The organism is Sphingomicrobium clamense, assembly GCF_019264355.1.
Taxonomy (GTDB): Bacteria; Pseudomonadota; Alphaproteobacteria; order Sphingomonadales; family Sphingomonadaceae; genus Sphingomicrobium; species Sphingomicrobium clamense.
Genome location: NZ_JAHVAH010000001.1, coordinates 668,379 through 687,241 on the forward strand (window position 1 = coordinate 668,379; position 18,863 = coordinate 687,241).

Consider the following 18,863-nt stretch of genomic DNA (forward strand, 5'->3'; position numbering starts at 1 on the left):
CGAGTAAACGAAAGGTAAAGATGGGCCTCTCGACCGGTCATTTTGCGGCGGCTATGGCTAGGCCATGCCACTCTACGAACTCGACGGTACAAGCCCGCAGCTCGCCGAAGGCGCTTGGGCCGCACCCTCGGCCGACCTGATCGGCGATGTCCGGCTTGGCGCGCGCGCGAGCGTTTGGTTCAACGCCGTGATCCGCGCCGACAACACGCCGATCATTCTGGGCGAGGAAACCAATTTCCAAGACGGCGTGATCGGGCATTCCGACCCTGGCGCGCCGCTGACGATCGGCGCGCGCGTGACCGTCGGGCACCAGGCGATCCTCCACGGCTGCACGGTCGAGGACGAGGCGCTGATCGGGATGGGTGCGCGAATCCTCAATGGTGCCGTCATCGGAAGCCAGTCGATCGTCGGTGCCGGGGCGCTGGTGACCGAGAAAAAGAGTTTCCCGCCGCGCAGCCTGATCGTGGGCGCGCCGGCCAAGGCGATCCGGACGCTCGGCGACGAGCAGGTCGAGTTGCTGCGCGGGTCGGCCGCGCTCTATGCCGAGAAAGCGGCGCACTATGCGCGCGGGTTGAGGTTACAGCGCTGATACCAAGGAACGGCGGCGCGTCTTGAACCCTTTGCGCGCCTCCATCATTTCCTTGTCATGATCGACATCCGACCCTTCGCTTCGCTGGGCCATGCCAACCATGGCTGGCTCGATGCCCGCCACCATTTCAGCTTTGCCAGCTATCACGACCCGGACCGCATGGGCTGGGGCAAGATCCGCGTCTGGAATGACGACCGGATTGCCGGGCAGAGCGGCTTTCCCCCGCACCCGCATCGCGACATGGAGATCGTGACCTACGTGCGCACCGGCGCGATCACGCATCAGGATTCGATGGGCAACAAAGGCCGCACCGGAGCCGGTGACGTGCAAGTGATGAGCGCCGGGACCGGCGTCGTGCACAGCGAATATAATCTGGAGGACGAGGAAACGACCTTGTTCCAGATCTGGATCGAAACGGACGAGCGCGGTGCGCAACCGGGCTGGGGTCAGATGCCCTTTCCCAAGGAGGAGCGCGAAGGCGCATTCCAGCTGCTCGCGAGCGGGAGCGAGGATGATGGCGCGCTGACCATCAAGGCCGATGCGACGATCCACGGCGCGACGCTGCCACCCGGTGGCTCGATCGTGCACGCCGCCAATCCCGAGCGACACCTCTATCTCGTGTCCTCTGCACCGGTGACGATCAATGGCGTCGAGGCAGGTCCGCGCGACGGCGTGGCGATCACGGGCGAGGAGCGGATCGAGATCGTTGCAGGCGATGAGTCGGCGGAACTCGTCCTGGTCGACGCGGCATAGGGCGTTCACCCTGTTGACAGGGCGGCCTGATAAGGCTGTGTGCGCTCAAGTCCATGACTCGCGTATCGACCCTGCTGGCCGGCATGTCCGCCGTCGCCCTTCTCGTCGCCCCTGAGGCGCGTGCGCAAGATGGCGACCAGGATACGGCCATTCCGGGCCCGATCGTCCTGCCCAATGCGACGCCCGCGCCGACACCGTCGCCGACGCCTTCGGGCGGCATCGTCGCTATCCCGCCCTCGGGCCAGCGGGGGAGCGGGGACAGCGCCGTCGGCCCCGACTCGCTGCGCGACTTTTCGCTTGGCGGACCGACGCCTGCGCCGCGCGCCACGCCTGCGCCGACGCCTGCACCAACGCCGCCGCCCTCGACCGCGCCGACCCGCCCGTCCTCGACCGGCTCGCCGCCGCCCGCGCGGACCAATTCGCCCATCAGCCGCCCCGAGCCGCCGCCCCCCGGCAGTGCCGGCTCGTCCGGTCGCCTGACCCCGGTGCCGCCGACGCGGATCAACCCGGGCGCAGTCGTGCCGGAAGAGCGGGGTGCGCCCGTCGACCTGCCGCCACCACCCGAAGGCTTCACGCCGCCTGAAAGCGGGACGGCGGCCTGGCCGTGGCTTCTGGCGTTGCTCGCTTTGATCGGGGCGGGTGCCTTCGCCTGGCATCGCCGCCGGAGCGGACTGGCGCTGGCAGGCGGTCCCGCGCTCGAACGCGCGCCCGCGCCGCAACCCGCGCCTAGACCCGCACCCACGCCACCGCCGCCGCAGCCGGAAACGCCCAAGGCGCCGCCCGCCGCACCCGCGGGGGTTATTACGTCGTCGGTGCTCAAGCCAGACCTCGAGATCGACGTCGAGCCGGTGCGCGCAGTCTTCTCGGAGGAAGGCCTGGCGCTCGATTACCGGATGACGATTGCCAACAAGGGGCATGGCGAGGCGAGGGGCCTGACGATCCGGCAGGATTTCCTCTTCGCGAGCGGGACACAGGCGAACGATTTCGACGAGTTTCTCGGGCGCCCCGTCGATGCCGAGGACAAGCCGCTACCGACGACCATCCCTCCGGGGACCGCGATCGGTCTCGATGCGAAGGCCTTCCTGCCGCTGAACAAGGCGCGGGCAGTGATCTTCGAAGGGCGTCAGCTTCTTCTTCCCATCCTGGCGCTCGGCGTGCGTCATGGCGGGCAGGCATCTGCGCACAAACCCGATGCGCACGGCATGTGGCTGATCGGGCGCACGGGCGGCAGCGACGGTCGCATGGCGCCGATCCGTGCCGACCAGGGCCCGCGCATCATCCGCGATCTCGAACTGAAACGGCAGTAGCGCTTTAGTCGAGGGGCACCGCGTTGTAGCTGTGCCAGGCGAGGATCGCCGCGGCGCCGCGATGCGGTGACCAGGGCTCGGCCCATTGGCGCACCAGCTTCTCGGGCGGCCGTTCCTCACGGCCAAGGATGCGTCCCAGTTCGACCTGCACGGCAAGATCGCCTGCGGGAAAGACGTCGGCACGGCATTCGGAGAACAGCAGGTAGATTTCCGCCGACCAGCGTCCGATGCCCTTGATTTTGGTGAGCTCCTCGATCGCGGCTTCGTCGTCTTCGGGCAGCGCGGCAAAATCGACTTCGCCGTCGAGGACGAGGCGCGCGAGGCTGCGCGCATAGCCCGCCTTCTGGCGTGACAGGCCCGCTTCGCGCATCTCTTCGTCGCTGGCGGCGGCCATCGCGGCCAGGTCGGGGTCCTCGCCATACTTCGCCTCGAGCTTGCGCCACATCGAACTGGCGGCGGCGACGCTCACCTGCTGCCCGACGATCGTGCGCAGGAGCGTGACGTGGCCCGTCGGTCGCACGCGGGGTTCCGGGCGGCCGAAGCGCTCCATGGTCTTCGCGAAGGCCGGCTCGACCCCTGCGATGGCATCGAGCGCTGTGTCGAGACTGGCCTGCGTAGCGACCATTAGCGTGCGACCCGCGCGGCGTAGAGCGAGATCGCGGCGGCGTTGGAGACGTTGAGGCTTTCCATCTGCTCGGAGATGGGCAGCTTGGCGAGCGCGTCGCAATGATCGCGCACGTTGGCACGCATGCCGGGGCCTTCGGCGCCGAGCACCAGCGCCACGCGCGGCGGGCCGAGCGCTTCGGCAAGCGTACTCTCCGCCTCTCCGGCGAGACCTATGCGCCAAAAACCGGCCTCGGCCATCTCTTCCAGCGCGCGGTTGAGGTTGACGACGCGCACCCAAGGTATTGTCTCGAGCGCGCCCGAGGCGGCCTTGGCCAGCGCGCCACCCTCGGGCGGGGCATGGCGGTCCTGCGTGACGATGGCAGCGACGTCGAAGGCAGCCGCCGAGCGCAGGATCGCGCCGACATTGTGCGGATCGGTGACCTGGTCGAGCACGAGGATGATCGCTTCCTCGCCCGCCTCGGCGAGCACGTCGCCTAGCCAGACATCCTCGAGCGGTTCGCACTCGATGACGACCCCTTGGTGCGGGCTATCGGCGGGAACAAGCCGCGCAAGGTCGGGCGCCTCGGCCATCACGACGGGGATGTCGCTAGGGAACTGCATGAAGTTCGCCGCTTCGCGCGTCGCCCAGGCCTTGAGGACCTTGCGATCCGGATTGTCGAGCGCGGCAGCGACTGCGTGCTTGCCCCAGAGCCGAGGCCGGTTGGGGTTTGCGCCACCCCTATTCTTGCGTTTGCGAGCCATGGCGAGGCTCTGCCTGCCTCAGGGCCGACTGGCAAGTCTTAGGCGAACTCTTCCGCATCGAGCGCGTAGCCGGCGCTGCGCACGGTGCGGATGACGTCGTCGCCGCCATTGGCGCTGAGCGCGATGCGCAGGCGGCGGATGTGGACGTCGACCGTGCGCAGTTCGATGTCCTCGCTGTGCGGCCAGACGGCTTCGAGCAACTGCTGGCGCGAGAAGACGCGGCCGGGGTTTTCCATGAAATGCTTGAGCAGCCGATATTCGGTCGGCCCGACGTCGATCGGCTTGCCGTCGCGGCGCACGCGGTGGGCGGCGAGGTCCATCTCGATGCCCGCATAGTCCAGCTTTTCCGCGGCGATGGCCGGGCGTACGCGGCGCAGCACTGCACCGGCGCGCGCGACCAGTTCCTTGGGCGAGAAAGGCTTGGTGACATAATCGTCGGCACCGGTCTCGAGCCCGCGAATGCGATCCTCTTCCTCGCCGCGCGCGGTAAGGATGATGATGGGAAGGCTGGCGGTTTCCTTCTTGCGGCGCAGGCGGCGGCAGACCTCGATGCCGCTGATCCCCTCGATCATCCAGTCGAGGATCATGAGGTCGGGATTGACCTCTTCCACGAGGATCAGTGCTTCCTCGCCATCGCCGGTCCGCGTGACGTCGTAGCCGTCGCGATCGAAGGTGAAACCGATCAGGTCGGCAAGATTGCGGTCATCTTCGACCAGCAGGAGCTTCTTCGATTGCATCGTCTCCGCCCCTCCCAGCCGATTACTGTCCCAGCCGCTCGGCCATGTTTTCGCCAGTGGCAGCGTAGTAGACCATCTCGGCGATGTTGGTGGCGTGATCGCCCACGCGCTCGATATTCTTGGCCACGAACAGGAGATGCGCGGCCTCGGTGATCTGCTGCGGATTTTCGATCATGTGGGTCAGCAGGGTGCGGAAAATCGAGTTGTAGAAATCGTCGACCTTCTTGTCGCGCTCGAACACCTCGCGCGCCGCTTCGGCATCACGCTCGACGAAGGCGTTGAGGACGTCATGCACCATCTCGGTCGCGATGCGCGCCATTTCGGGCATCAGAGAGAGCGGCTCGATATTGCGGCTCTCCATCTGCGGCACGCGCTTGGCGATATTCTTGGCATAGTCGCCAATGCGCTCGACGACGCCCGAAATCTTGAGCGCGGCGACCACGTCGCGAAGGTCGGCGGCCATCGGCGCGCGCAGGGCGATCAGCTGGATCGCACGGCGCTCGGTCTCGATCTCGAGCGCGTCGATCTTCTTGTCGTCCTTGACGATCTGCTTGGCGGTTTCCTCGTCGCGCTGGACGAGGCAGCGCATCGCTTCGCGGATAGCATGTTCGGCCATGCCGCCCATCTCGGAGATGAGCGCGCGCAGGCGATTGAGATCGTCGTCGAACGCCTTGAGCGTATGTGCGGTGGTTTCTTCGTTCATCGTTGCCCTCCGATCAGCCGTAACGACCGGTGATATAGTCCTGCGTGCGCTTGGCCCGCGGGTTGGTGAAGATCTCACTGGTGCGCCCATATTCGACCAGCTCGCCGAGATGGAAGAAGGCGGTTCGCTGCGACACGCGCGCGGCCTGCTGCATGTTGTGGGTCACGATCGCGATGGCATATTTGCCGCGCAGTTCGTGGATCAACTCTTCGATCTTGGCAGTGGCGATAGGGTCGAGCGCCGAGCAGGGCTCGTCCATCAGGATGACTTCGGGGTCGACCGCGATGGCGCGCGCGATGCACAGGCGCTGCTGCTGGCCGCCCGAAAGCGCGGTGCCGCTATCTTCGAGGCGATCCTTGACTTCATCCCACAGGCCGGCGCGCTTCAGCGACTTCTCGACGATCGCGTCCATCTCGCTCTTGCCCGAGGCGAGGCCGTGGATACGCGGGCCGTAGGCGATATTCTCGTAGATCGACTTGGGGAACGGGTTGGGCTTCTGGAACACCATGCCGACGCGCGCACGCAGCTGCACCACGTCCATGCGCGGGGAATAGATGTCCTCGCCGTCCAGCTCGATATGACCGGTCACCTTGGCGATCGGGATGGTGTCGTTCATGCGGTTCATGCACCGCAGGAAGGTCGACTTGCCGCAGCCCGACGGGCCGATAAAGGCGGTGACCTTGTCGTCGTGGATGTTGATCGACACGTCCTTGATGGCGTGCTTGTCGCCATAATAGACGTTGACGTCTTCGGCCTTCATCTTGGGCGTCTTGCCGACGTCGAGATCGTCGGGCGCCACGGGCGTGGAGACGTCTGGGGCGTCGGTGTCGATCGGGGTTGCGGTCTCGTTCATGATGTTCCTGCCTACCAGCGGCGTTCGAAGCGGTTGCGGAGATAGATGGCGAGCCCGTTCATCAGCAGCATGAAGATGAGCAGGACGATAATGGCGGCGCTGGTCTTCTCGACGAAGCCGCGATCGACTTCATCGGACCAGAGAAAGATCTGCACGGGCAGCACCGACGCGGGCGACGTGATCGTGTCGGGTGGCGAGGCGATGAAGGCGCGCATGCCGATCATCAGCAGCGGCGCGGTTTCGCCGAGCGCGCGCGCCATGCCGATGATGGTGCCGGTCAGGATGCCGGGCAGCGCGAGCGGCAGGACATGGTGGAAGACGACCTGCATCTTCGACGCGCCCACGCCGAGCGCGGCGTCGCGGATGGAAGGCGGCACGGCCTTGATCGCATTGCGACCCGCAATGACGATGACCGGCATGGTCATCAGCGCGAGCGTCAGGCCGCCGACCAGCGGCGCGGAGCGCGGCAGGTGCATGAAGTTAAGGAAGACGGCGAGCCCGAGCAGGCCGAAGATGATCGAGGGCACCGCGGCCAGGTTGTTGATCGAGACCTCGATCATGTCGGTGATGCGATTGCGAGGCGCGAATTCCTCGAGATAGACGGCCGAAAGCACGCCGATCGGGAAGGCAAGCGACATCGTCACCAGGATGGTCAGCAAGCTGCCCTTGAGCGCGCCCCACACCCCGACCGCGCTCGGATCGGTCGCGTCGGAGGCGGTGAGGAAGTCCTCGTTATAGTGGCGCGAGAATTCGCCACCTGCCGCTTCGATCTCGGCGACCAGTGCCTCGCTGGCGGCGTCGCCGTCGCTCTTGGCGGCGATGTCGATATTGCTGGCCACGGGAAGCGAGACGGTCACCTGTCGTTCGAGCATCGAAGGGTCGTCGATGATCTGCTGCGCAAGCTCGCGCCGCGCACCGTCGCCGAACAACTCCTTGCCGATCTCCTCGCCATAGGTCGCGGTCGCACTGTCACGGATCAGCTTGCCGAGCCCGGCGTTGGCGAGCGTCGCCTGCGCGCCCGGGCCCCGCACGGAGGCAGGGTCGACCATGACGGCCGAGCGCGGGAAGTCGAGCTGAATCGACGTTTCCATGCGGGTAAACCCGCCGATGCCCTTGGCGGCCATGGTGACCAGCAGGAAGGCAAGGAACAGGACCGAGACGGCGACGGCGGCAAAGCCGAATGCCTTGAAGCGTCGTTCGGCGGCGTACCGTTTCCTGACGCGGGCCTCCATCGACCCGTCGGTCCACTTGCTGGCGGTGGCGCTACTCATAAGCTTCCCGATATTTGCGCACGACGCGCAAGGCGATGAGGTTGAGGATCAAGGTGATCACGAAGAGGACGAGACCGAGCGCGAAGGCGGCGAGCGTCTTGGCGCTGTCGAATTCCTGGTCTCCGGTCAGCAGCTGGACGATCTGGGTCGTCACGGTGGTGACGCTGTTGAACGGGTTGGCGGTCATGTTGGCGGCAAGGCCTGCGGCCATCACCACGATCATGGTTTCACCGATCGCGCGGCTCACTGCGAGGAGGACGCCGCCGACGACGCCGGGGAGGGCGGCGGGCAGGACGACGCGCTTGATCGTTTCCGACTTGGTCGCGCCTAGCGCTAGGCTGCCATCGTTCATCGCCTGCGGGACCGCTGCAATGCTGTCATCGGCCATCGAGGACACGAACGGGATGATCATGATGCCCATGACGAGGCCCGCGGCGAGCGCGCTTTCAGAGCTCGAAGGAATGCCCAGCATCATGCCGAAATCGCGCACGGCAGGCGCTACGGTCAGCGCGGCGAAGTAGCCGTAGACGACGGTCGGCACGCCAGCGAGGATCTCGAGGATAGGCTTGAGCCAGGCGCGCACGCGCGCGTGGGCATATTGGGTGAGGTAGATCGCGCTCATCAGGCCGAGCGGGATCGCGACGATCATGGCGATGATCGCGCCGATGAAGACCGTGCCCCAGAAGAGCGGGACCGATCCGAACGCGCCTGAGGAGCCGGCCTGGTCGGCGCGGATCGCAATTTGAGGCGACCACTGCGTCCCGAACAGGAATTCGGTCGGGCTGACCATGCCGAAGAAGCGGATGGTCTCGAACAAGAGCGAGAGGACGATTCCCAGCGTGGTGAGGATCGCGATCAACGAGGCCGCGACCAGCACGATCATCACCCAGCGTTCGACGCCAGTGCGGGCGCGGAATTCGACGCCGATGCGCCGGAGCGCAAAGAAGGCGCCGCCGAGCGAGAGCAGGAATGCAATGCCGCCACCGAGCGCTGCATAGCGCGACGATGCCTCGGCATAGATGGGGGCGATTTCGCTCGCTTCGCTGTTGAAACCGACGCTGCGCGCGCCCGAGGCGATATCGCGCGCTTCGGCGAGAATCGCGTTCCGCTGCAGGTCGAAGTCGGGGAGCGCCATGCCCTGCGGGCTGGCAAGCACCGCCTGTTCGACCAGGCCCTGCTGGATCGGCGCCCAGATGGCGAGGAGAAGGAGGGCCGGTAACGCCGCCCAGAGCAGGGCGTAGAATGCGTGGTAGACCGGCAGGCTGTTCAAGCGCTGGCCGTCCCCGCGAAGCCCTTTCGCCCGACGATGGGCAAAGAGCGCGGCGAGGACGGCAACGCCGAGAATGGCGACGAGTGCAATGGACAAAGACATGGCGCCCGTCGCCCTTCTACTTAGAGTTCCGACCCGTCAAGGGTGGTAAGGTTGGTGGCCGCGTCGTTCGAAGCGGCAGCGTCGTCGCCGGCAAGCGGAACGAGGCCGCGCTGCTCGAGCATGCCGCCCGAACCCCACGACTGGGCGTAGAGGTTGAGGAAGTCGCGAATCGCGGGCTTCACTTCGACATGCTCGCCCTTCACGTAGATGAATAGCTTGCGCGCGCCCGGATATTCGAGCGACGAAATCGTCTCGGTGTTCGGCATTGCGCCACCGATCGACACGGGCTGCACCTTGTCCGAGTTGGCTTCGAGGAAGCTGTAGCCGAGCACGCCGAGCATGCCGTCGTCAGCCGACACCTTCTGCACGAGCAGGTTGTCGTTTTCGCCCGCTTCGATGAAGACGCCGTCTTCGCGGATCGTGTGACAGGTGGCCTCGTAGGCCTTCTTGTCGCTCTCCTTGAGCGCCTTCATGTCGTCATTCGACGCGCAGCCGGCTTCGAGGATCAGTTCGGCGAAGCTGTCGCGCGTACCCGACGTGGGCGGCGGGCCGTAGACGCGGATGGGAATGTTCGGAAGGCCTTCGCGGACGTCCGACCAGTTCTGCGCTGTCTGTTCGCCGCCATAGGGATCTTTGGCGAGCGCGGCGTAGATGTCTTCGACGGTCAGGTCGATCGGATCGGCACCCTTGGCCTGGATCAGGGTCAGGCCGTCAATGCCGACGGCGACTTCGATGACGTTGTTGACGCCCGCTTCGGCGCACATGTCGAATTCGCTCTTCTTCATGCGGCGCGACGCGTTGACGATGTCGGGATGCTCTTCACCGACGCCAGCGCAGAACAGCTTCATGCCCGACCCGGTGCCGGTCGATTCGACGATCACGCTGGTGCCGGGGTTGGCGCGCTGGAAGCTTTCGGCAACCGCGGTGGTGAACGGATAGACGGTCGACGAGCCGACCACCTTGATCTGGTTCAGCGCGGACGAACCGCCGTCCGAACCGCATGCCGCGACGGCAGCCGCGAGCGGCAGGATAATCAGAGATTTTTTCATCGGAAGAAATACTCCCTTGGAATTCGATGAGGGTTGGCTTTGCACGCACCCGCCTAGCGGCCATTGCGGTGGTCGTTGTGACGCTTTTGTTACAGTTTCGTGACGCCGGTCCCGGCTTATTCCGCCAGCGGCAAGGCGATCGTGACCGTCGTCCCGTGCCCGGGGCTCGATGCGATGTCCAAGATTCCCCTGTGGCGCTCGACGATATGCTTGACGATCGCGAGGCCCAGACCGGTCCCCCCGCTCTCCCGGCTGCGCGCTTCATCGGCGCGATAAAAACGTTCGGTCAGGCGCGGCAGGTGGTCCGCAGCAATGCCTTCGCCCTCGTCGCGCACGATCAGGCGCACGAATCGCCCCTCCTTGCGAACGCTGATCGCGACCGCCGGCTTTTCCGGCGAGCAGCCATAGCGCAGCGCGTTGCTGATCAGATTGTCGAGCACCTGCCGCAGCTGCCCGACATCCCCCACGATCGCAGGAACGTCCTCTGCCATTTCGGTCCTCACGCGACATTGCGATCGATTCGCCAGATCCTGGTTGGCATCGACCGCATCCTCGACCAGCGCGGGCAGGTCGACCTTATCGCGCGGGCGCACGAAGCGGTCCGCCTCGATGCGCGACAGGTCCATCAGGTCCTCGACGATCCGCAGCATTCGAATCGATTCGGTCTCGATCGTCTTGGCGAATCGTTGTCTGAGTTCGGGGTCGATCTCGGCATCGTCGGCGAGTGTCTCGGCATAACCGCGAATGGTGGTGAGGGGCGTACGCAACTCGTGACTGGCATTCGCCACGAAATCGACGCGCATCCGCTCGGCCGCGCGGGAGGCTCCACGATCGATCATTCGAATAAGGAGCGTCGAGTCCTCGAGCGGCGTCAGGATGACGCGCCAGGGACGGTCGACGCCGCCAATGCCTTCGACGTCCAGGCTCGCTTCCTTGCCGCTCTCGATCGCGGCGAGCACGGCGGGATGGCGGATGGCGAGGCGGATGTCGTTGTGGACCAATCGCCGCGCGAAGATGTCGCGTGCCGCCCGGTTGGCCTGTTCGAGACGATGGCCGCGGACCAGCAGTGCCGGTTCGCTGATGGCGTCGAGAAGGGCGGCGCGTTCGGTCATGGCTCGTCCCTTAGCGAGCCCCGTCGCGAAGGACTAGGCGGCTGCGGGGGGAGGGGCTTCGTCGCCCTCGACCATCGCGCGCAGCTCTCTACGCTGCGAGCGCCAGACGGCGATGCCGATGCAGAGCAGCACCGGATAGCTCCAGAACTGCACGGCGAGCGCGTAGGCGGTCGGGATAAGATCCATCTTCAACGCGCGAATGGCATGAGCCGACACGGTCACGAGATGAAAGCCGGCAATCCACAACGGCCAGAAGCGCTGCGATCGCAAGGCAATGAAAAGGAAAAGACCGAACAGCATCACGTCGACGGCAAGAACGCCGAATTCCATGCTGCTATACTTGGTCGCGTCGGGAGACACGAGCAGGCGCGTCGCAACGGTTGCTGCGACGCAGCCTGCTGCAGCTAGTTTATGCTCTCCTGTGCCTTTGAGGAAAGCATAGAGCGTAATCGAAAACAGCAAGGTCCAGTAGAGGGTGGGAAGCATGCCTGGCTGAACCTTCCTGTTTTCCGCGTCTCAGTGAGATCAGGCGACGACGCGAAGGTCGGCGCGACCCTGGGTCGGCATCGGCGTGTCGCTCTCGTCACCGAACATCACGGTATGGCGAAGTCCGGGGACGTGCTGGGCGGTTTCTTTCAAGATCGCGTGAGCCATCGCGACATTTCCGCGCGCGGCAACCATACCCTGAAGCGACTGGGCGACCTGTTCGAGCGCCTGATGGCCGGTGGCGGTCGGGACGTTGGCAGTCTCGCGGGCGCGGATCATCCGCATCTGCAGCTCGGCCAACTCCTCAAGCGCGCTTTCGATTTTCTGTTCCACGAGACGGACCTGGGTCCCGACTTCGTAGGCGGCGTTTTCGATCATCTGCTTACGCATGGTTTTTCACTCCAGTCTGTCCGCGTTGTGCGGAGCGGGAGCGGTTCGTCGAACGAGTGGTTAGCCCTGAATTCCCAACAGGCGAGCGAGGCTTTCGAGACCGGCAAGGTACATGCCCGCCGAAAACAGCGCGCCGATGGCGATGAGGACAATCCAGAGCAGTCGGAATCCGACGCCCATCTCGTTGCGAGGCTGACTCCCTGTTGCAAACGGCAAAGGCAGGGAGGTCCGAATACGCGCCGAACCTTGCTCGGTTTGAAGCCCGGCAAAGTCGGACCCCCCTGCACGGCTGGCGTGCCGAATCTGTGTGCCAACCGTGTTTTCGGATTGGCTCGATTCGGTCGCTTCGGGAATGTACGGCGATTGATGTATCAACCGTTGAGATGGTCCTTCCACTTGGACCACGAGGCGCGCGGCCTCCTGACGGCGCGAGACGCCGAGGATCTGGATCGCCTGACGCGCCCGCTGGTCGACCGTATGCGGCGAAATATCGAGCTCGGCGGCGATTTCCTTGGAATTCATGTGATTGGCAACCATGCGCAACACTTCCAGCTGCCCCTCGCTTAATTGAGCAACGAGCGCCGATGTGTCGCGATAGTCATCGTCCGATTTCTTCACGGCCAGTCCCATACAAATTCCCTGCCCACTGCCGAGTTGCCCTCACTCGGATACCAACGCATTAACCCTAAATGCCGGATTTCCGCTAATTCTGAAGCGGTGTTCATATCCTAAACGCGCGACAAAAGCCAACGGGGGCATTGGAAAAAGCACCTGTAGAGGCTCGCATCACAGAGATGGAGCGGCTCGAAGCACGGCGTTGCTTAAAGAGAAAATGGTGGACAGGGCTGGATTCGAACCAGCGTACGCTTGCGCGGGCAGATTTACAGTCTGCTGCCTTTAACCACTCGGCCACCTGTCCACAGGTGCTAGGCAGGGGCGCCATTTGGCGGGCAACGGCCTGTCTGTCAACAGGGTACGGCGGCGTTCAGGCGCTTCTTAAGCGATGTTGCACACGAATGGATTTCGAGTGGGCGCTTGGCAGTCGCCTGCGGGCGGCTTCGCCACGCCGCAGCGCTCCACCGATTTTCGTCCCCCGGACGAAAAGTCGATGGAGCGGGTGAAGGGAATCGAACCCTCGTCGTAAGCTTGGAAGGCTTCTGCTCTACCATTGAGCTACACCCGCCCATGTCGGTGCGAGCGGCTCCCTGCCACCGAGCGCCCGCCTTGGTCAAGCACTACTGGTCCGCGAAGCGGTCGGTCGCGCGGATGAGGCCGTCGAGAATTCCCGGCTCATTATAGAGATGGCCGCCATCGGGCACGATCTGGAGATCGGCCTCGGGCCATGCCTTGCTGAGCGCCCAGGCGGCAGCTGGCGGCGTGCAGCAATCGTGCCGGCCCTGGACGATCACACCGGGGATGTGACGGATCTTCTCGGCGTCGCGCAGCAGCTGGTTCTCTTCCAGCCAGCAATCATGGATGAAATAGTGATTCTCGATCCGGGCGATCGCGATCGCGAATTCGGCATCGGTGAAATGGTCCATCACGTCGGGCTGCGGCAGCAACGTGACGGTCGACGCTTCCCAGCCCGACCAGGCCTTGGCCGCCTCGACCTTCTTCTCGTGATCGTCTCCGGTCAGGATCTTGCGATAGGCCGTGACATTGTCCTTCTCCGTGTGGCCCGCGATCGGCGCCATGAACGTCTCCCACGCCTCGGGGTAAAGCTCGCTCGCGCCATAGGTGAACAGCCAGTCATGTTCCTTCTGGCTCGACAGGAAGATGCCGCGCAGGATCAGTTCGGTGACGCGGTCGGGATGGGTCTGGGCATAGGCAAGGCTCAGCGTCGAGCCCCAGCTGCCGCCGAACACCTGCCATTTCTCGTGCCCGCACATCTCGCGCAGCTTCTCGATATCCGCGACGAGGTCCCAGGTCGTATTGTGCTCGAGGCTGGCGAAGGGCGTCGAGCGCCCGCACCCGCGCTGTTCGAACAACAGGACGTCATATTTCTCGGGGTTCCAGCAGCGGCGATTATCGTCGCCGAAGCCGCCACCAGGCCCGCCATGCAGGAAGACGGCGGGCTTGGCGCCCGGCGTGCCGACCCGCTCGTAATAAAGACTGTGCCCGTCACCGACGTCGAGATGCCCGGTCTCGTAGGGCATGATGTGGGGGTAGAAGGTGCGGCGTTGGGTCATCGAGGGCTCCGAAACGAAAAGGGCGGCGATATGCCTCGCGCACCGCCGCCCCTTTGGCAAGCCCATGGTGAGGGCTTAGAACTTCACGCCAAACTCGACGCCATAGATACGCGGTTCGTTGACCATGCCGGTCAGGTTGTTGAAGTCGATGCCGCTCACCGCGCTTTCGTCGTCGGTGATGTTGCGGACGAAGCCGGCAATGTCGAACTTGTCGTTGCGATAGCCGAGACGCACGCCGCCTTCGGTCAGTTTGTCGTCCGAGAATTCAACCGCTTCGTAGAGGAAGAAGTTGATCTTCGAACGATGATACCAGTCGGTGAAGGCGTAGATTTCGCCGTTGCCGACCGGATGCGCGTAACCGGCGGTGAAGTTGAGCGTCCACTTGGGCGCCTGCGGCAGCGCGTTGCCGTCGATAAACACGATGGCCGGCTGGAACGGCGCCGCCGGGACTGCGATCGGGTCGGTGACGGTGCAGGGTGCGCCGCACGTTTCGACCGTCAGGCCGCTGTCCTGGATTTCGGTGTCGTTATAGCTGACGCCTGCGGTGAAGGTCAGGCCACGCGCCGGGCGCGCCTGCAGTTCGGCTTCGAAGCCCTTGCCCTCGACCTTGTCGGCATTGAGCAGCAGGTTGGCGTTGGCCGCCCCGCCGACTGCCGACAGCTGGAGGTTGTCGGTTTCGAAATAATAGCCGGTCAGGTTGAAGCGCACGCGATTGTCGAGCAGCACGGTCTTGACGCCGGCTTCGTAGCTCATCGTCTCTTCGCTGTCGGCCGTGGTCACGTCACGGTCGAACAGGATACGGCCCTGGATCGCCGGGGCGCGATAGCCCTTCGCGACGCGGGCGTAGACGTTCACGTCCGGGTTGATCTCGTAGATCGCGCTCGCGTCCCACGTCAGCACCTCGTCTTCGACGAAGGTCGTGCTTTCGGGAACCGGGCCGCCACCGACGAAGCCGGGACGCGCGTCGAACAGGCGGTCGGCGACCAGCTTCTTCTCGTCCTGGTTCCAGCGCAGGCCACCCTGGAGGGTGAGCCCGTTGTCGAACGCGTAGCTGAGCGAGCCGAACACGCCGAGCGCATTCGAGGTCTGCAGCTGGTTGACGATCGCGGCGGGTGCGGTGTCCTGCGGGTTGGAGAAGTCGAAGCTTTCGATCGACAGGTTTTCGTCAAAGAAGAACACGCCCGCCTGATAGTTCAGGCCCGAAGCATAATCCGACGCGATGCGGACTTCCTGCGTGAACTGGTCGAGATCGGGGATGTTGTCCTGGCTCTGCGCCGGGAAGGGAATGAAGCCCGGGCCGCTCTCGGGCAGGAAGACTGCGCCGAAACCGCCGTCGATGTCCCCGCGGCTTTCGAGCTTGCCGTGCCAGTAGCTGGTGATCGAGTAGAGGCGGGCATTCTCGCCGAAGCCGGTTTCGACCGCGAGCGAGATGTTCTTGGTGCGCAGCGTCTGGAAGTTCTTGGCGTCGGTCCAGATCTGGTCGCGCTCGAAGTCCCCGCCGTCGAGGCCGACCAGCTCGTTCGAACCGGTATTGAACAGGTTGGCGCGGAAGGCGCGGGCGCTGCCGTTGAGGTCGCGATGCTGACCGGTCAGGCGGATCGCAAGATCGTCATGCGGTTCGTAGGCGAGCTGGACGCGCGCGGCGAACTCGTTGAAGCCGCCAAGATCGCCGTCCTGCGTGGTGGCGATGTTGTTGATCCAGTCGTCGCGGCTCTGGAACATGCCCGAGACGCGAACGGCCAGGTCGTTGGTGAGCTGGCCGTCGGCGGCCGCTTCGAGGTTGACGCTGTCGTAGCGGCCGTAGCTGGCCTTCACGTAACTGCGGCCATCACCCGGACGAACCGTGTCGAACTTCACGATCCCAGCCGGCGTATTGCGGCCAAAGGTGGTGCCTTGGGGGCCGCGGAGGACTTCAACACGGTCCATATCGAACACGGGGAAACCCTTGAGGATCGGGTTTTCGAGGACGACCTCGTCGTAGATCAGGCTGACCGGCTGCGACGCGTTGAGGTCGAAGTCGGTGTTGCCGAGGCCGCGGATGTAGAAGCGCGGGAAGGTCCGGCCGAACGAGCTTTCGATGTTGAGCGAGGGCACGCGACCGGCAAGGCCGCGAATGTCCGCACCGCCCGAGTTGATCGCGCTCAGCGTGTCGTCATCGACGGTCGCGACCGACAGCGGAATGTCCTGAAGATTCTCGCTGCGACGCGTGGCGGTCACGACGATGACGTCGAGGCCTTCGCTATCGTCCTGGGCGGCGGGTTCTTCGGCACCGGCGTCCTGCGCGAAGGCAGTGGTCGGAACGAAGGAAAGGCTCGTCGCCAGTGCGACGGTCGAAAGGAGCTGGGTGCGGCGCATCGTCCGGATTTCCTTGTGGTTTTTCAGATGGGCGCCCCCCACGGCCGCCCTTCACGGCGCCGCTGTAAGAAAACTGACTTGAGAGTCAATAAAGGCGGTTAGCTGCTGCGAATTATTCACCGCAAGCGTGGCAATGTCGCATCGCCGACATTTGGCGCGCTAGAAGCTCTCTTCAGCATAAATTCGCGAAATGTCGCCATCCCATTCACCGTGATAGCGCTCGAGCAGGCGATCGGCAGGCGTCATGCCGCTTGCGACCACATCACGCAGCGGGTCGAGGAAGCCGACTTCGGTGTCGCCCGCGCCATTCGTCCGCCCGCGCGCCTGCAGGCCCGATGCGGCAATGTCGAGAACGTCGCTTGCGAGCTCGCGCATGGTCCGCCCGTCGGGCGTCGGCGCCTTGAGCGCAAGCTTGGGCACCGCGCTACGCAGCGCTTCGCGCTCTTCGATGGTCCAGTTTTTGACCAAGTCCCAGGCCGCGTCGAGCGCACCGCTGTCGTAGAGGAGGCCGACCCACAATGCGGGAAGCGCGCAAATCCGGCTCCACGGCCCGCCGTCCGCTCCGCGCATTTCGAGAAAGCTCTTGAGCCGCACTTCGGGGAAGGCGGTCGACATATGGTCGGTCCAGTCGGCCATGGTCGGCGTCTCGCCTTCGAAGCCTTCGAGCCGGCGGTCGAGAAAGTCGCGAAAGCTCTTGCCGGCAACGTCGTGATTGATGCCGTCGCGAAACACGAAGTACATCGGCACGTCGAGGATATAGTCCGCCCAGCGTTCGTAGCCGAACCCGTCTTCGAACACGAACGGCAACATGCCGGTGCGATCGGGGTCGGTGTCTTCCCAGATGTGACTGCGGAAGGAGAGATAGCCGTTGGGCTTGCCCTCGGTGAAGGGCGAGTTGGCGAAGAGCGCGGTCGCGACCGGCTGTAGCGCGAGGCCGACGCGGAACTTGGCGACCATGTCCGCTTCGCTCGAATAATCGAGGTTGGTCTGGATGGTGCAGGTGCGCTGCATCATGTCGAGGCCGAGGTCGCCCTTGGTCGGCATGTAGCGGCGCATGATCGCGTAGCGGCCCTTGGGCATCCAGGCGAGGTCGTCGCGGGCCTTGTCGGGCCACATGCCGAGCCCCAAGAAACCGAGATCCAGTTTCTCCCCGACCGCCTTGACCTGGCGCAGGTGGCGCGCGGCCTCAGCGCAGGTGAGGTGCAAATTGTCGAGCGCGGCACCCGACAGTTCGAGCTGGCCCGAGGGTTCGAGGCTGATGGTCCCGTCTTCGCCCACGAGCGCGATGACCTTCTCATCCTCGATGACCGGCTTCCACCCGAATTCGGTCATCGCCATCAGCAGGTCGCGGATCCCGCCATCCTCTTCCCACGACGGCGCGTGATGATCCTTGCAGCTGTAGACGAACTTCTCGTGCTCGGTGCCGATTAGCCATTTGTCCTTGGGCTTTTCGCCACCGGAAAAAACCGACAAGAGGTCGTCGCGACCTTCGATGGGCGGGCTTTCGGAAAGGTCGGTACGCGTCGTCATGCGGGCTGCCCTACAGGTTGCATGGTGCAACCGGAAGTCATTTCCAGTCGGTTCGGGCCATATAGGTGGCGAGTGCCGCGAGGGAAGCGGTCTCGGCGCGAAGAATGCGCGGGCCAAGCGAGATGGCGGTTGCGCCCGGCGCCGCGCGGATCGCCGCGCGCTCTTCGTCCGTAAACCCGCCCTCGGGCCCCACGAGGATCGTCGCGGGAGGCGGACCGTAAGCTTCGGGTGCCGGTGTACCGCCTTCCTCGTCACAGAAATAGAGCGGGACCGACGGCTCGCGGACCTTCAGGAAAGCATCGAGCTTCATAGGCTCTGCAATCTCTGCGACCGAGGTGCGGCCACACTGCTCGGCAGCCTCGACGATATAGGCGCGCATCTTGTCGAGGTTGATCTTGTCGACGACCGAGCGGTTCATAATCACCGGCTGGAGCCTGTCCGCGCCCAACTCGACCGCCTTTTCGACGAGGAACTCGATCCGCCCTTTCTTGATCGGCGCGAAGGCGAGGGTGACGTCGGGCGTCATTTCCTGCTCCTTCGTCTGCCGATCGAGCGCCAGCGCCAGCCGCTTCTTCCCCGCCTCCGCGATCGTCGCGAGCCATTCGCCGTCGCGTCCGTTGAACAGCAGTACCGGGTCGCCAACGCCCTTGCGCATGACCTTGCCGAGATAATGGGCGGCATTGCCCTCGACCATTACGCCCTGGCCCTCGGCCAGATCCTGCTCGACGAACAGGCGCGGGGTCGATTTTGGCGGCCATGCGGGGGTTGCGATCATGCCTCCACCTAATCCAAGGGGATG

General features: G+C 64.6%; 19 protein-coding genes and 2 tRNA genes. 3 read left to right on the forward strand and 18 right to left on the reverse strand.

The window, feature by feature from the left end; translation table 11 throughout:
• Positions 1 to 64: 64 nt before the first annotated feature.
• From KTQ36_RS03280 to KTQ36_RS03290, 3 genes are read left to right on the forward strand one after another with little or no spacing between them, the layout of a single operon-like run.
• Positions 65 to 589: a gamma carbonic anhydrase family protein gene (locus tag KTQ36_RS03280; RefSeq protein ID WP_218632321.1), complete on the forward strand. Its 525-nt coding sequence runs from the start codon at positions 65 to 67 to the stop codon at positions 587 to 589.
• A gap of 57 nt (positions 590 to 646) precedes the next feature.
• Positions 647 to 1,342 carry a pirin family protein gene (locus KTQ36_RS03285; RefSeq protein ID WP_218632322.1) on the forward strand — a complete coding sequence of 232 codons (696 nt, stop codon included), beginning with the start codon at positions 647 to 649 and terminating at the stop codon, positions 1,340 to 1,342.
• A gap of 53 nt (positions 1,343 to 1,395) precedes the next feature.
• Positions 1,396 to 2,649 carry a hypothetical protein gene (locus tag KTQ36_RS03290; RefSeq protein WP_218632323.1) on the forward strand — a complete coding sequence of 418 codons (1,254 nt, stop codon included), beginning with the start codon at positions 1,396 to 1,398 and terminating at the stop codon, positions 2,647 to 2,649.
• A gap of 4 nt (positions 2,650 to 2,653) precedes the next feature.
• Here KTQ36_RS03290 and KTQ36_RS03295 read toward each other — a convergent pair whose 3' ends face one another.
• The 18 genes from KTQ36_RS03295 to KTQ36_RS03380 form a co-directional block, all read right to left on the reverse strand.
• Positions 2,654 to 3,274, reverse strand: a complete 621-nt coding sequence (locus KTQ36_RS03295) for a DNA-3-methyladenine glycosylase family protein (protein ID WP_218632324.1) — start codon at positions 3,272 to 3,274, stop codon at positions 2,654 to 2,656.
• Positions 3,274 to 4,017, reverse strand: coding sequence for a 23S rRNA (guanosine(2251)-2'-O)-methyltransferase RlmB (gene rlmB / locus KTQ36_RS03300; protein ID WP_218632325.1), 744 nt, complete (start codon positions 4,015 to 4,017; stop codon positions 3,274 to 3,276). Before rlmB ends, KTQ36_RS03295 begins: the two co-directional genes overlap by 1 nt.
• 38 nt (positions 4,018 to 4,055) lie before the next feature.
• A complete protein-coding gene (phoB, locus tag KTQ36_RS03305) occupies positions 4,056 to 4,754 on the reverse strand; it encodes a phosphate regulon transcriptional regulator PhoB (RefSeq protein ID WP_218632326.1) in 699 nt (232 codons plus the stop codon).
• 22 nt (positions 4,755 to 4,776) lie between these two features.
• Entirely contained in the window at positions 4,777 to 5,457 is a 681-nt protein-coding gene (gene phoU / locus KTQ36_RS03310) for a phosphate signaling complex protein PhoU (RefSeq protein ID WP_218632327.1), read from the reverse strand.
• Positions 5,458 to 5,470: 13 nt separating this feature from the next.
• Positions 5,471 to 6,310: a phosphate ABC transporter ATP-binding protein PstB gene (gene pstB, locus KTQ36_RS03315; RefSeq protein WP_218632328.1), complete on the reverse strand. Its 840-nt coding sequence runs from the start codon at positions 6,308 to 6,310 to the stop codon at positions 5,471 to 5,473.
• Between the two features lie 11 nt (positions 6,311 to 6,321).
• Positions 6,322 to 7,581 (reverse strand): phosphate ABC transporter permease PstA, encoded by a 1,260-nt coding sequence (gene pstA, locus KTQ36_RS03320; RefSeq protein WP_255554179.1) that lies wholly within the window; start codon positions 7,579 to 7,581, stop codon positions 6,322 to 6,324.
• Entirely contained in the window at positions 7,574 to 8,953 is a 1,380-nt protein-coding gene (pstC, locus tag KTQ36_RS03325) for a phosphate ABC transporter permease subunit PstC (protein WP_218632329.1), read from the reverse strand. Before pstC ends, pstA begins: the two co-directional genes overlap by 8 nt.
• A 20-nt stretch (positions 8,954 to 8,973) precedes the next feature.
• A complete protein-coding gene (locus KTQ36_RS03330) occupies positions 8,974 to 10,002 on the reverse strand; it encodes a substrate-binding domain-containing protein (RefSeq protein ID WP_218632330.1) in 1,029 nt (342 codons plus the stop codon).
• Between the two features lie 116 nt (positions 10,003 to 10,118).
• Complete coding sequence (locus KTQ36_RS03335) at positions 10,119 to 11,114, reverse strand: sensor histidine kinase (protein WP_218632331.1); 996 nt, start codon at positions 11,112 to 11,114, stop codon at positions 10,119 to 10,121.
• A 33-nt stretch (positions 11,115 to 11,147) separates the two neighbouring features.
• Positions 11,148 to 11,600: a hypothetical protein gene (locus KTQ36_RS03340; protein ID WP_218632332.1), complete on the reverse strand. Its 453-nt coding sequence runs from the start codon at positions 11,598 to 11,600 to the stop codon at positions 11,148 to 11,150.
• A 39-nt stretch (positions 11,601 to 11,639) separates the two neighbouring features.
• Positions 11,640 to 11,990, reverse strand: coding sequence for a hypothetical protein (locus KTQ36_RS03345; RefSeq protein WP_218632333.1), 351 nt, complete (start codon positions 11,988 to 11,990; stop codon positions 11,640 to 11,642).
• A gap of 60 nt (positions 11,991 to 12,050) precedes the next feature.
• Positions 12,051 to 12,620: a helix-turn-helix domain-containing protein gene (locus KTQ36_RS03350; protein WP_218632334.1), complete on the reverse strand. Its 570-nt coding sequence runs from the start codon at positions 12,618 to 12,620 to the stop codon at positions 12,051 to 12,053.
• A gap of 203 nt (positions 12,621 to 12,823) precedes the next feature.
• Positions 12,824 to 12,909, reverse strand: a tRNA-Tyr gene (locus KTQ36_RS03355).
• Between the two features lie 190 nt (positions 12,910 to 13,099).
• Positions 13,100 to 13,173 (reverse strand) — tRNA-Gly (locus KTQ36_RS03360).
• A gap of 52 nt (positions 13,174 to 13,225) precedes the next feature.
• Positions 13,226 to 14,179, reverse strand: coding sequence for a prolyl aminopeptidase (gene pip, locus KTQ36_RS03365; protein WP_218632335.1), 954 nt, complete (start codon positions 14,177 to 14,179; stop codon positions 13,226 to 13,228).
• A 75-nt stretch (positions 14,180 to 14,254) separates the two neighbouring features.
• A complete protein-coding gene (locus KTQ36_RS03370; RefSeq protein WP_218632336.1) occupies positions 14,255 to 16,534 on the reverse strand; it encodes a TonB-dependent receptor in 2,280 nt (759 codons plus the stop codon).
• Between the two features lie 159 nt (positions 16,535 to 16,693).
• Entirely contained in the window at positions 16,694 to 18,064 is a 1,371-nt protein-coding gene (locus KTQ36_RS03375; protein ID WP_218632337.1) for a glutamate--cysteine ligase, read from the reverse strand.
• Between the two features lie 37 nt (positions 18,065 to 18,101).
• Entirely contained in the window at positions 18,102 to 18,839 is a 738-nt protein-coding gene (locus KTQ36_RS03380) for a 16S rRNA (uracil(1498)-N(3))-methyltransferase (RefSeq protein WP_218632338.1), read from the reverse strand.
• Positions 18,840 to 18,863: the final 24 nt, after the last annotated feature.